This window comes from Streptomyces sp. ID05-39B, assembly GCF_033794725.1.
In the GTDB taxonomy this organism is placed as follows: Bacteria; Actinomycetota; Actinomycetes; order Streptomycetales; family Streptomycetaceae; genus Streptomyces; species Streptomyces bobili.
The window spans coordinates 21,017-33,894 of record NZ_JARGEF010000002.1 but is presented as its reverse complement, the minus strand read 5'-3'; the positions used below and the strand labels follow the sequence as shown (position 1 = coordinate 33,894).

The following is a 12,878-nucleotide window of genomic DNA, read 5'->3' as shown; positions in this document are numbered from 1 at the left end:
GGCAGTGAGAGACCAACCACTTCAGGAGGAATTCACCAGTGACTGACGTTCCCTTTGGCCCGACCGGCGAGCTCGTCTACAACCGCACCTACTCGCGCACGCTGGCCGACGGCTCGAAGGAGACCTGGCCGGACACGGTCCGCCGCGTCGCGGCCGGCAACCTCGCCCTCGTCCACGGCCCCGACAAGAGCGCCTGGGGCGAGGCCGTGATCGCCGAGTACAACGAGCTCGTCGCCTACATGGACCGCTTCGCCATCATCCCCGCAGGGCGCCACCTGTGGGCTACGGGCGTGAAGGGCAGGCAGTACCTCTTTAACTGCCACGTCGCCCCCTGGGGCGAGAAGCTCAGCAGGCACTTCGAGTTCACCTTCATGCGCCTGATGGAGGGCGGCGGGGTCGGCGGCAACTACAGCTCCGAGTACCTCCAGCCGTACGGCGCCCCGCGCCGCGAGCTCGACGTCCACGTGGTGTGTGACCCGATGCACCAGGACTACGAGGAGATGAAGGCCGCGGGCCTGCTCTCCGAGGAGTACGACTCGGACTGGGCGGGCGCCTTCGAGGTCGAGGACTCCCGTGAGGGCTGGGCCGGCGCGCTTGTCGACCTGATCGACACCTTCATGACCGGCGACGAGGTCAAGCACCGCGCCCGCGTCTACGACGTGTCTCGCGTGCGCTGCAAGGGCAGCCGGCTGAAGACCTTCGGAGGCACCGCCTCGGGCCCTGGCCCCTTCGCTCGAATGCTCCAGGAGGTGGCCCACGTCCTCAACCGATCGCGCGCGAACATGCCGATCGGCGCCACGGTACCGGCCGGCTGGTACGTAACTCCCGTCGAGGCCATGGAGATCGACCACGCCATCGCCGAGTGCGTCGTCTCGGGCGGCGTCCGCCGCTCGGCCCGCATGGCGATCTGCGCCTGGTATGACCCGTTCATCGACGAGTTCCTGGCATGCAAGGCGGACGGCTCGAAGCACTGGACGACGAACATCTCCGTCGAGATCGACGACCGGTTCATCGAGCTGCTGAACGCCTTCAAGGGCTACGACCAGCACTCGACGTACGCCCCCGAGGCACAGGCCGCGAGAGTCCACGAGGCCGTAGTCCGCGGCATGCTCCGCAACGGCGAGCCCGGCTACTGGAACTCGACCTACTCCAACGAGGGCGAGGTCAACCCCGTCGTCGCGACCAACCCGTGCGGGGAGATAGCCCTCCCCGAGACCGGCGCCTGCGTGCTCGGCCACGTCAACCTCGACTACTTCGCACCGAAGGAGAAGGGCGGGCACTCCGACTTCACCGGCCTGCGCCGGGCGCACGAGCTGATGACGCGCTTCCTGATCAGGGCCACCTACGGCGACATGACGGACGACCAGCAGCGCGAGGTGATGCACAGTGAGCGCCGTATCGGCGTCGGCCACCTGGGCGTGCAGGGCTTCCTCGCCAAGCACGGCACCAGCTACTCGGACGCCCCGCACGACCTGGCGTTCCGCAACCTGCTCACCTTCCTGTACGACACGGTCCGCGACGAGGCCCGCGAGTACGCCTTCACGCTTCGCGTCCCGGAGCCCGTGAAGGTGACCACGGTGGCGCCGACCGGCTCGATCGCGAAACTCCCCGGAGTGAGCGAGGGCATTCACCCGATCTACGCCCGGCACTTCCTGCGTCGCGTCCGGTTCTCCATGACCGATCCGGCCCAGGCTGCGACGGTGCAGGAGGCAGTGAGCGCCGGCCACCTGGTCGAGAAGTGCACCTACGATCAGTCCGGCAACACGATGGTCGTGGCCTATCCGACGAAGGAGAAGCTGGTCGCCGAAGTGGAGGCCATGGGCTACGACCCGGCGATCGTAGAGTCCGCGGACGAGATCGACCTGAACGAGATGCTCGCCATCCAGGCCATGTATCAGGCCGAGTACGCCGACAACGCCGTCTCCTTCACCGCGAACTTCCCCGAGGGCAAGTACACGGTCGAGGAGGCCGCGGGGATCATCAAGGCATGGCTGCCGGACCTGAAGGGCACCACCCTGATGCCCGACGGCACGCGCGAGCAGGCTCCGTACGAGCGGCTGACCGCGGAGCAGTTCGCGGAGTACGAGGTGACGTCCGTTGAGGACTCCACGGACGAGGAGTGCAGCACGGGCGCCTGCCCGGTTCGCTGACCTGCGAAGTCCCTTCCTTGTCGTGATCGAGTGAATTAGACTCATCCACTGTTCAACCAGGGGAGGGAATTGTCGTGGGACTCTTTCGCAAAACGCTGTCGGTCAGCACGCTCGGCGCCGTTGACTTCCGCTCAGACAAGGAGCGTACGGCGGCCTACACCAAGGCCACCAAGAAGCAGGCGAAGAAGCAGACCAAGCTTCTGAAGCAGCAAGTGAAGCTCCAGAAGAAGCTCGGACGCTGACGAGCAAGACGAAGACCCCCCGGCCTCGCGGGCCGGGGGGTCTTTTGTCGTCAGTGGGGGTGTCCCCCCGGCTGCTCGTGGTTGTCCGAGTCTCCGCCTGCCTCGCCGGGGCCGAAGTAGGGCTCTTGGGCTGGCAGGTAGATCTCAGGGTTGCACGATTCGCAGCCGCTACAGGAGCCGCCTTGCGTGAGTGGGCATGCCATGCGCTTGTCCTTGTATTGGCGCTGTTTGGTCATGGTGAGGCCCCGCCCAAGCGTCACGGGGAGAACTGCAAGGGCGGGGCCGGTCTCAGGGGTTGTGCATGAACGTGCGCCAGGGTCGGGTGATGATCTCGCTGAACGAGTGGTGCGAGGGGTTCTCCCCGGAGTGCCCCAGGGCCCACGACTGCGGCGGATCCCACGAGCCGTCCTTGCCGGACTCCTCCCCGCACACCGCGCACTTGAACTGGTGCGTCACCTGCTCTGCGTCGGGCTCACGGTCGGGCGTGATCGTCCAGGTCTCGTGTCGGATGATCGCCTTCGGCGCAGTCACTCGCCGGCTCCACTGTCCGTCAACTCTTCCATGTCGTCGTCCGGGCGCGGGTCTTCGATGCCGATGCGGATGCCGCGGGACTCGGCCACACGCAGCGCATCGGCCAGGCACTCGGTCAGCCGCTTGCTGACGAAGCGGAGCTCCAGCCGACCGAGGCGCTCCTCCTCCAGCATCAGGCGCGACTCGGCCAGCACTTCGCGCGCGGTGCGGATCTGCTCCGCCTCCATGGCGTCGGCCATCTTGCTGATGACCCCGCCCGCGCTGGCCGACGTCAGGTAGCAGGGCTTCCCGTCGTCCGTCATCCACGGTAGGAGGCGCCCCATCCTGGACGGGGCGATGTCAGTGTCTCGCTGTGTGTCATCGGCCATGACCATGAAGTTACGGTCGCATGTAGGCACCATCCAGACGCGAGGCGTAGTAGTTGTCTGACTGATCGCCAGGAAGTGCTACGGCGCGTGGTAGTTACCCGGCGACGCCCAGGTGAACAGCCATGTCGCGCATGTCCTGGGTCAGCGTGCGCTTCCGCGTGCCCAGGATGTCCCGCATGACGTGACGGGCCATCGCCTGATGCCTCAGCCACTCCGGAGCCTCCGTCTTGACCCCGGCCAGCTCATCCATCGCGTCCTGGTGCGATCCGAGGAGGACGTGGGCCTTCGCGACGTCCAGGCGATGCCTCGCCCAGTTGTTCGCGCTCGGCCGGCCGAGCCTCTTCACCGCCTTGGGGCCCACGGCCCCGTCGTCAGCCCGATTGAGGACTCCGCGAGCGTCCCCGATCAGGGCGAGGTCTTCGATCACCTTCGTCTCAGCCGTCACGGGCCCGAACGTGGTCCAGTGCTGCCGGAAGTCGACGTGCTCGCGGTCCAGCGCGCTCGCGGCGGTCGCGGCCATGCGCCGGGCCGCCTTGGCGACGTCGGGGCGATTGTTGCGGCGCGCGGCGGAGGCTACGCGCAGGTTCAGCTCACCCCAGACGGCCAGTTGGCCCGGCGTGGCGCTGGAGAGGCGCGGTTCGATCGCTTCGGCTGTGGTGGCGGCCAGTTGTTCGGCCTCGTCGAAGCGGTCCTGTCGCAGGAGGAGCCAGCCCATGCCTACGACACCCGTAGCTGCAAGCTGCGTGTCACCGGCATCACGAGCGTCCATGATGGCCCGCGAGAGGGCGTGGTAGGCCATGTCGTAGCGTCGGACCTGGGTGAGGTACTTCCCGGCCAGGAGGAAGGCGCTGGCGCGCGTGATGACAGCCTGTTGACGTGCCTCACCGTCGCTCAGGGCGACCGCCGTCTCGCTGGCGCGCAGGATGCCCGGCAGGCGCTTGGCGACGGAGTCGTAGCGGTCGGCGTGATACAGGGAGTGCGAGTCGGCGATGTCGCTCTGAATGGCGTGCAGGTCGCGGACGTCGGTGGGCTCGGTGACTACTGTGGTCAGCCCGATCGGTGGCATGAGCGCCCGGCGCAGCTCGGTCAGCTTGGGGCCGTCGCCCTCCGCCTCATGGACGGGGGCCGGCGCCTCGGAGGCGAACAGGCTGGAGGTTGTGGTGCCGAGGGCTCGCGCGAGGGCGTGAATCGTCTCGACTGCGACGGTCCCGCCTTGTTCGACCTTGCGGACGGTGCCCACCGAGAGGTCTGCCTCTTCGGCGAGCCGTTCCTGGGTCCATCCTTCGCGCCGCCGATGGCTGCGGACGTTCTCTTGGAGCGACATCGAATCACCTCCGCTCCAGGGTACGGCCTGCGGCAGTAGGGGCGGTTGCCCTTGCCGTCGCTGGAGGTAATCGGAAGGACCAGGACCCTGGTTCGCCCGCGACCCTTCCGGATACGACGAAGGCCCCCGCCATACGGCAGGGGCCTTTCGATCATTCTCGGACAGCTCAACAGTGAACGCGGCGGGGGGATCACGCGGCCAGGCTGCGCGCCTCGTCTTCCTCCTCTTCGTCGAGCGCTCGGACGATGCGCTCCAGGGCCTCGTCGTCGAGTCGAGGCGCTCGCTCGGACCAGTGGGCAAGCCACTGCTCATCGGTCATCATTGCAGGTCACCGGCCTTTCGCGCGTACGGACTTGGATCAAACTCCGCCCACGCCGCGTTCGGCGGCTACAAGCAGTCGGGCATCGGCCGCGAGACGCACAAGATGATGCTGGAGCACTACCAGCAGACGAAGAACCTTCTTGTTTCCTACAGTCCGAAGAAGCTTGGGTTCTTCTAGAGCCACAAGTCGCATGCCCGGTGGGAGCTTTCGCCCCCCAGGCACCCAGGACTCGGACAGAGCGGAGTAGTCCACTCGCTTTCTGTGTGACTCCCGGACCAGACACGGGCCAACCGGCGCCTCGCATGCGAGAAATCGCCAGCCCTGGAGCCCCGAACCGGGGTGGCAGAAGTTGGGGCACCCGCCGGGCAGCCCGCGCGAAGCGTACCCACGCCAGAGGCCAGGGACAACGATGCAAGGCCAGTATGGCCAGCGCACTGAACAGGGGGATGAGAGCAACCCACGGGTAGGCCACTGCGACGGGTATCAGAGCGCCCCCTGAAACCAGGCCGAGCAGCGGCCGCGCCCTCACGGGTCGATAGTGCTCGCCATGCGCAAGTATCACCGCGGCCATCGCCCAGTACACCCGCGACTCCGAACTGTGGGGCAGCTGCTCGTAGTAGGTTCCATTTCTTAAGCTATCGGTAAGAGCGCGGTCCCCAGCGACGCTCTAATCCTGGCCTCAGGTTGATCGGGGAAAATGAGCGGCAAAAACATCGACTGGAAGAGGGCGGGCCGGCGTGCGGATCATGATCGCGGATGATGAAGCGGCCATCCGGGATTCGCTGGAGCGGGTGCTCCAGGTCGAGGGTTACGACACCAGCACCGTCGCCAACGGTCTCGCCGTGCTCGACGGGGTCGGTGGGGCCGACGGTGACACGCTGGATCTGCTGATCCTCGACGTGATGATGCCCCGCCTCGGCGGGTTGGAGACCTGCCGGCGGTTGCGGGCCGCCGGCCGGGATCTGCCGGTGCTGATGCTGACCGCCCGTGACCAGGTCTCCGACCGGGTCACGGGGCTGGACGCGGGCGCCGACGACTACCTGCCCAAGCCGTTCGCCACCGAGGAGTTGCTGGCCCGGGTGCGGGCCCTGCTGCGCCGGCGCACGCCGACCGACGAGGAGTCGCAGATCCTGTCGTTCGCCGATGTCCGGCTCGATCCCGACAGGTTCGAGGCATGGCGGGGCGGACGGCCGCTGCGCCTGACCCGGACCGAGTTCTCCCTCCTGCAGGTCCTCATGAGCAACGCCACCCGGGTCTTGACCCGCGACGCGCTGTTCGAGGCGATCTGGGGCTTCGACATGAGCGCCACCGCCAACAACCTCCAGGTATACGTGAGCTACCTGCGCCGCAAGATGGAGGCCGGGGGTGAGCCGCGATTGATCTACACACTGCGCGGCCTGGGATACACGTTGCGGGAGACTTCTCCGTGAGCAGGCCCGCCGGCCGGGAACCGCGCCGGCTGACCCGATGGTGGCGCCGGCGGTCCCTGCGGAGCAGGCTGACGGTGATCGCGGCGACGGCCATCGCGGTCAGCGTGTTCGTGGCCTTCCAGGTGGCCAGCCAACTACTGGGCTGGGAGCTGCAGGACAGCGCCAAGAGTCAGCTGCGCGCCGACTCCCGCGTCCTGGCGACGAACGCGCAGCGCGCCGGTCTGGCGCAGGTACAGCTACCGCCGTATCCCGGATCCGGTCGGCTGGTGCGGGTCATCCTGCCCGGCGGCTCGCTCCGGACGCCGGCCGGCCAACCCGCGCTGCCCCCCGTCAGCGAGCACGCCGAGCGCGTGGCGCAGGGCGCGTCGGCCGACCTGATGGAGTCGAACGACAGCGACGAGGACGGCTACCTCATCTACACGCTGCGGGCGGGCGACGGCGCGGTCCAGGTGGCCCAGGTCGCCGACGACAGCCCGATCAACCAGTTCGGGTTCGGCATGCTGCTGATCGGGCTGCTCTGCGTGGCCGGTGGCGCCCTTGTCGGGCGGACCGTGGCGCGGACCGGGCTGGCACCGATCGACCGGCTGACCGCCGCCGCGGTACATGTCGCGCACACCCGGGATCTCGACGCCGACATCCCGGATGAGGGCGGTGGGGAGATCAGGCGGCTGATCCAGTCGATCAACGACATGCTCGCCGCGCTCCGGGACTCCCGGCGGGCCCAGCGGCTCCTCGCCGAGGACGCCGCCCACGAGCTCAAGACCCCGCTCACCAGCCTGCGCCTCAACGCCGAGCTGCTGATCCGGCTCGATCGGCGCGGCACCCTGGACAGCGCACTTCCGGCGGAGAGCCGGACCAGGCTGCTCAACGATCTCGGCGCCCAGGTGGCCGAGTTGAGCACCCTTGTCGCCGAGCTGACCGATCTGGCGCGCGGTGACGTCAGCGACGAGAACACCGAGCTGCTCGACCTCGCCGACGTGGTGGCGGCCGCCGCGACCCGGGCACGTTCCCGCACGCCCGACGTCGAGGTCGCGCTCGACGTGACCTCCGTGTGGGTGAGCGGGCGTCCCGCTGCGCTCGAGCGGGCGGTGCTCAACCTCATCGACAACGCCGGCAAGTGGTCTCCCGCGGACCAGCCGGTCCAGGTCCGGCTCCGTGCCGAGGGCGCGTCGGTGGTGCTCGAGGTCGACGACGCCGGGCCGGGCATCGACGCCGCCGACGTACCGCGGGTGTTCGACCGGTTCTACCGTGCCGACAGCGCCCGGGCGTTGCCGGGATCCGGTCTGGGGCTGTCGATCGTGCAGCGGGTCGTCGACGCCCATGGCGGCCTGGCCACCGTCGCCCGCTCCGCACGCGGTGGCGCGCTGCTTCGGGTCGACCTTCCGGCCGCGGCCCCGCCCGCCCCGATCGCGCGGCTCACCGCCCAGGAGGACACCGCGATGCGCCGGCCACAGCCCCGGCCGCACGGCTCAGGACCAAAGAGCGACAGCCGTCGAGCCCCATGAAAAAGATCCGGGACGGGCCTGGGGCCCGTCCCGGATCTCGTCCGTGCCGCCGCGCTCACCGTTGCAGCGCGGGCTCCTCATCGTCGGCGAGCGGCTGTTGACCGTCCGGCAGCTTTGCCGCTGGACGCGACAGCCGGCTCGGCCACCACATCCGTCGGCCGATCAGCAGGGTGAGGGCGGGCACCAGGACCGACCGCACCAGCAGGGCGTCGAGCAGCACGCCGAAGGCCACCAGGAACCCGACCTCGACCAGCATCACCAGCGGAAGGGTGACGAGGACCCCGAACGTGGCCGCCAGGACCAGGCCTGCCGAGGTGATGACGCCACCGGTGGCCGAGAGGGCTTTGAGCATGCCCTCTCTGGTGCCGAGACGCATGGTCTCCTCCCGGGCCCGGCTGGCCAGGAAGATGTTGTAGTCGACGCCGAGCGCCACCAGGAACAGGAATGCCAGCAGCGGCACCGAATAGTCGACACCCTTGAACCCGAGGATCGTGTCGAAGACGAACACGCTGCCGCCGAAGGCCGCGGCGAATGAGACGATCACGGTGGACATCAGGACCAGCGGGGCCAGGACCGCGCGCAGCAACAGTCCGAGGACGATCAGGACGACGGCGAGCACCAGCGGGATCACCAGCTTCTCGTCGCGCTTGGTGGTCACCTCGGTGTCGAGGTTCTCCGCACTCGGCCCGCCGACGATCGCCTCCGCCCCGCTCACCGTGTGCACGGCGGTGCGCACCCGCAGAATCGTGTCGTACTCCGCGGCGGTGTCCGGCGCGTCCTTCGGGAACACGGAGATGTTGGCCCAGCCACCGCTGGTCTGCTCCGGGACGGCCAGGGCCACGCCTCGAGTGTCCTTGACGATGTCGAGCACCCGTTCCTGGTGCGCCGGCCGTGTGAAGACCGTCATCGGCTGGCCGCCGAGCTCCGGGAAGTGCTGGCGGAGAACGGTGAAGCCGGTGACCGACTCCGGCGCGGAAAGGAACTGGTCCTGCTCCCGCAGGGCGCCGGTGTTGCCCGCCAGCCCGAGGGCGAGCACGCCGAGGACTCCGAGCGAGCCGACGGTCGCCACCCACCGGCGACGGCTGATGGCGGTGCCGAGCCGTCCCCACAGCCCCGGCTTCTCCGCCACGGCCGTGCTGAACCGCGGGATGGCCGGCCAGAAGATCCGCCGGCCGAGCACCACGAGCACCGCCGGGAACAGCGTCAGCATGGCCACCAACGCGCACAGGATGCCGGCCGCACCGATCGGGCCCAGCCCGCTGGTGCTGTTCAGGTCCGCGACGAGCAGGCAGAGCAGGCCGGCGACCACGGTGGCCGCGGACGCGACGATGGCCGGCGCCGCGGAGCGCAGCGCGTGAACCATGGCGACCCGGACGTTCTCGTGGTGGTGCAGCGCCTCCCGATATCGGGCGATGAGCAACAGCGCGTAGTCCGTGCCGACGCCGAACACCAGGATCGTCAGCAGCGCCGAGTTCTGGTCGTTGACCACGATGCCGAAGCCCTTGACGAGCAGGTAGACGGTCCCCATCGAGGTCAGTGCGGCCGCGCCGACGGCCACCAGCGGGATGATCCACAACACCGGGCTGCGATAGGTGAGGATGAGCAGGAGCGTGACGACGACGATGGTGGTGAGGAGGACCTGCACGTCGATGCCGTCGAAGACGGCATCCATGTCGCCGTCGATCGCACCCGGGCCGGTCACGTCGAGTTCCAGGCCGGAGGGGCGGCCCTTCGCAGCCTCACGCAACGGGCCGACGATGTCCTCCGGCGCGCCGTAGGCCGTGCTCACCTCGAGGGTGAACATCATCGCCTTGCGGTCGGTGGAGGGGCTCGTCGGTGAGCCCTCGTCGTCCTCGCCGGCCGCCGCCGTCACCTTCGGCGGGTACCGCTTGGCAAGGGTGTTGTAGTGGCGCTCGACCGTCGCGCGGTCGGCGTCGGTCATGCCGCCGGCGCGGTGGTACACGAAGACGAACGTGTTGTTGTCACCGCCGGGGAGACTGTCGTCCAGCACCGCCACCTTGGTGGACTCGGCACTGGCCGGCAGGGTGTCCACGGCGCTGTCGGTGGTGACCGAGCTCAACTTTCCGCTCAGCGGCACCATGCCCGCCGCCAGCACCAGCCACAAGCCGATCACCAACCACGGCACCCACCGGCCTGCCAACCGACCGGCCGGCGCTTCCCCGGACGGCGCTGCGTTGACTGCCATCACTAGCCTCCTACATACGGGTTGCATCGCTTATCTGGATGCCTACTTCCTACTGAGCGAACCTGAGGCGACTGTTAATGCGGTGCTCAGGCCGGTTGCCCGCACCATGTGTCCAGCGCACGCACCAGCGTGGTGGCGGCGAGGCCCTGCCCGGTAGGCAAGGCCCAGGCGACACAACCGTCGGGCCGGATGAGCAACGCGTCGGCGTCCACCCGGTCCGTGCGGGCGGTGACGGTGTTGACCCGTCCGGACCACGCGGCCGCGGCGTGGCGGACCTGCGCGCGGTCGACGAGGTCGAGCAGGAGCCCATGGCCCTCACGCAGCAGGTCCGCCGACCGGGTCACCGCGGTGCCGACGTCCGGGTCGGGCCGCTCCGGCGTCAACTTCATGTCCGGGCACAGGGTGCCGACGAGCCGGTGGTCGTCCCCCAGGTCGTACCGGACGTCCATGCCGGCGAGCATGTCGGCGACGTACCGGTGGGCGTCGTCGAGGGTCCTGGCGCAAGGTCCCCTCTCCGTGGCGCCGGCTGCCGGTCGTCGCACTGCCCGCGGCTGTGGGCTGGGCGTGGGGTTCCTTCGCCGTGCCGGATGACCCGTCCCGTTCTGGCGAGAGCGATATCCACACCCCCGGACCAGTGCGCCTGCTCCTCCAACTCACTGTGTTCTTCGGCGCGGTGGCCGCGCTCAACTTCGCCTGCCTGCGCCGCGCGGTCCGCCGGCTTGTTGTGATCATGGTCGGTTACCAGGTCCTCGCCCACGACCGAATCGGCCGGCTGCTCAGCCACTGATCCGCATCCGATTCGTTCGCGCCGTTGGCCGAATGTGCGCCGGCGGAGCCATCCCCCTCCCACAGAGCCACACCCAACTTCGACTTCCTCATGCGCGCCCGGGAGGCAGACAAGCCGAGGGAGGTCATCGCCCCCACGATCACCGATGGCGACGGTCGGCGCCCCGCCACCTGGGCCGTCTCCAACCGCGACGAAACCCGCCACGCCACCCGCTACGGCCCCGCCCCCACACCGGCATCACGACCCCGCTGCGCGACCAGGGCCACCCCGCCGACCGCACCCTCGGCACCCGTCGAACCCGAGCAGCGGCCCTGATGATGCCGGCCCTGGAGGTCCGTCACGAGGACGCTTTCCCCGTACGGACCATCGCCTCGTAGTACCTCGCGGCCACGACTCGCAGCCTCGTGATGCGACTCCTTGAGAAGTTCGGCCGTCTTCAGTACGGGCCGTTGCGCCGTCGCTCCGGCCGACCTCAGCAGCGGCTCAGTGATCAGCGGAGCCGAGGCCCAACCTCGCGCCACCCCACCACTCGGATGCCCCTGCCCAGCCTTGGCGGGCATCGACGGCACGGCATCGGAACGGACACCTCCGTTTCCCTGTGTCCTGCCAGCGTCCCGAATTCGACGTCCAGCCGCTCGCACCGGCCATATTCAGCAACGTCCCCGACCACGGCGGCAGCACATCTGTGCGGGTCAGGCCAGTTCGAAAGAGACTCCGACAGCCACAACCCCAAACCCGCGAGCAGTGGATTCAGTCCGTTCAGGCAGAGTTGATGCTCCGCCACCCGAAAGAATGAACGTTTCCGCAGGTCAGAGACCTGCGCAGGTGGGGCGGGTGGGACTCGAACCCATTTCAGTGACGCGTCTCACCTGCGACGATGCCGAAGTGTCGGACAAGTTGCTGAGCAGGCTGCGCGCGCCGCGCCTGATCCGGATGTACGACACCCTGACCGTGGACGACCCCGTCCGCCCGGAGCTCGACGGCGCCACCGTCCTCGTACTGGAACGGGCCGAGGGCTCCCTGGACTCCGTACTCGACCAGGCGCCGAAGCCGGACGCGGGACCGGCGCTGCTCGCGCAGATCTGCGAGGACCTGCACCAGTTGCACCACGCTGGCTGGGTGCACGGCGACCTGAAACCGGCCAACGTCCTGCTGATGAAGGATTCTTCGGCGCGCCTCGCCGACTTCAACATGGCCGCCGAACTCAAGGGCACGCATGCGTACGCGCCTCCGTTCGCGACCCCCGACTACACCCCGCCGGAACTTCTCCGGCCGGAGATCGACGAGCGGGGAACCCGTATCCGCCCGTCGGCGGACGTATGGGCCTTCGGTGTCCTGGCGCACACCGTCCTCACCGGCACCTTCCCGCTCCCGGGCAGCACCACGGAGGCCCGCTGCGACGCGGTGGCGCGTTACGCGCGCGGCGCCGAGGAGCTCCGGCTCTCCTCCGAACTCCCGGAAGCCTGGCGGGAGATCGTCCGGGGTTGCCTGGCCGCCACTCACGCCGAACGCCCCACTGCACAGGAGCTGCTGCGCCGTGTGGAGGACGCCGCGGGCGCCGACCGCTCGCCCCGCCTGCCGCGTCTTCGCCCCCGGCGCCGCCCTACACTCGTCGGCGCGCTCGTGGCGGCGGCCCTGCTGAGCGCCACGACCGCGGCCTACGCCCTCTGGGACGAGCCCCCGGCCACCGCGTCCGCACCACCCACCTGCGAGAAGCCCGCGGTGTACGAGGACACGAAGTACGGCCGCGGCTACACCGCGGGCGAGAACGGCACCTGGGACTTCACCATCGAGCGCGGCGACGGCGGCAGCCAGGTCCGTGAACTCCAGTGCCTGCTGCGGTACCTGCACGGCGTCACCGAAGTCGGCCAGGTGGACGGCGACTTCGGCCCCATGACGCACGGAGCCGTCATCACCTTCCAGAAGCGGGCGGGCCTGGACGCGGACGGAACGGTCGGCCCAGCGACATGGAGCGCGCTGCGCAAGGCGGAGGATGCCTGACGCCTTGCGCCG

General features: G+C 69.0%; 12 protein-coding genes and 1 pseudogene. 8 read left to right on the top strand and 5 right to left on the bottom strand.

The window, feature by feature from the left end; all coding sequences use genetic code 11:
* The first annotated feature begins 38 nt into the window (after nt 1-38).
* Nucleotides 39-2,150 (top strand): ribonucleoside-triphosphate reductase, adenosylcobalamin-dependent, encoded by a 2,112-nt coding sequence (nrdJ, locus tag P1P75_RS00890; RefSeq protein ID WP_319250924.1) that lies wholly within the window; start codon nt 39-41, stop codon nt 2,148-2,150.
* 74 nt (nt 2,151-2,224) lie between these two features.
* Nucleotides 2,225-2,392: a hypothetical protein gene (locus P1P75_RS00885; RefSeq protein ID WP_319250922.1), complete on the top strand. Its 168-nt coding sequence runs from the start codon at nt 2,225-2,227 to the stop codon at nt 2,390-2,392.
* A 288-nt stretch (nt 2,393-2,680) separates the two neighbouring features.
* Here the strand turns inward: P1P75_RS00885 and P1P75_RS00880 are convergent, their stop codons facing one another.
* The 3 genes from P1P75_RS00880 to P1P75_RS00870 all read right to left on the bottom strand — a co-directional run bounded on the left by P1P75_RS00880 (nt 2,681) and on the right by P1P75_RS00870 (nt 4,615).
* On the bottom strand, nt 2,681-2,923 hold the full coding sequence (locus P1P75_RS00880; RefSeq protein ID WP_319250920.1) for a hypothetical protein: 243 nt from the start codon (nt 2,921-2,923) through the stop codon (nt 2,681-2,683).
* The gene (locus P1P75_RS00875) at nt 2,920-3,225 is read right to left on the bottom strand and encodes a hypothetical protein (RefSeq protein WP_319250918.1); all 306 of its coding nucleotides are present in this window, start codon (nt 3,223-3,225) and stop codon (nt 2,920-2,922) included. Before P1P75_RS00875 ends, P1P75_RS00880 begins: the two co-directional genes overlap by 4 nt.
* Before the next feature lie 160 nt (nt 3,226-3,385).
* Nucleotides 3,386-4,615, bottom strand: a complete 1,230-nt coding sequence (locus P1P75_RS00870) for a helix-turn-helix transcriptional regulator (protein WP_319250916.1) — start codon at nt 4,613-4,615, stop codon at nt 3,386-3,388.
* Between the two features lie 172 nt (nt 4,616-4,787).
* Here P1P75_RS00870 and P1P75_RS00865 point away from each other — a divergent pair, with 172 nt between their 5' ends.
* From P1P75_RS00865 to P1P75_RS00855, 3 genes are all read left to right on the top strand, one after another.
* On the top strand, nt 4,788-5,114 hold the full coding sequence (locus tag P1P75_RS00865) for an aldehyde dehydrogenase family protein (protein WP_319250914.1): 327 nt from the start codon (nt 4,788-4,790) through the stop codon (nt 5,112-5,114).
* 560 nt (nt 5,115-5,674) lie between these two features.
* The gene (locus P1P75_RS00860) at nt 5,675-6,367 is read left to right on the top strand and encodes a response regulator transcription factor (RefSeq protein WP_319250912.1); all 693 of its coding nucleotides are present in this window, start codon (nt 5,675-5,677) and stop codon (nt 6,365-6,367) included.
* Nucleotides 6,364-7,872 (top strand): ATP-binding protein, encoded by a 1,509-nt coding sequence (locus tag P1P75_RS00855; protein ID WP_319250910.1) that lies wholly within the window; start codon nt 6,364-6,366, stop codon nt 7,870-7,872. Before P1P75_RS00860 ends, P1P75_RS00855 begins: the two co-directional genes overlap by 4 nt.
* 55 nt (nt 7,873-7,927) lie before the next feature.
* On the opposite strand, the gene P1P75_RS00850 is transcribed toward P1P75_RS00855, so the two are convergent.
* Both P1P75_RS00850 and P1P75_RS00845 read right to left on the bottom strand, forming a co-directional pair.
* Entirely contained in the window at nt 7,928-10,078 is a 2,151-nt protein-coding gene (locus P1P75_RS00850) for an MMPL family transporter (RefSeq protein WP_319250908.1), read from the bottom strand.
* Nucleotides 10,079-10,164: 86 nt separating this feature from the next.
* Nucleotides 10,165-10,620 (bottom strand): hypothetical protein, encoded by a 456-nt coding sequence (locus P1P75_RS00845; protein WP_319250906.1) that lies wholly within the window; start codon nt 10,618-10,620, stop codon nt 10,165-10,167.
* Between the two features lie 11 nt (nt 10,621-10,631).
* Here P1P75_RS00845 and P1P75_RS00840 point away from each other — a divergent pair, with 11 nt between their 5' ends.
* From P1P75_RS00840 to P1P75_RS00830, 3 genes and pseudogenes are all read left to right on the top strand, one after another.
* Nucleotides 10,632-10,865, top strand: a complete 234-nt coding sequence (locus tag P1P75_RS00840; protein ID WP_319250904.1) for a DUF2568 domain-containing protein — start codon at nt 10,632-10,634, stop codon at nt 10,863-10,865.
* A gap of 90 nt (nt 10,866-10,955) precedes the next feature.
* The gene (locus tag P1P75_RS00835; RefSeq protein WP_319250902.1) at nt 10,956-11,180 is read left to right on the top strand and encodes a hypothetical protein; all 225 of its coding nucleotides are present in this window, start codon (nt 10,956-10,958) and stop codon (nt 11,178-11,180) included.
* A 579-nt stretch (nt 11,181-11,759) separates the two neighbouring features.
* Nucleotides 11,760-12,866, top strand: a pseudogene (locus P1P75_RS00830) (protein kinase); the annotation flags it as partial.
* Between the last annotated feature and the right edge of the window lie 12 nt (nt 12,867-12,878).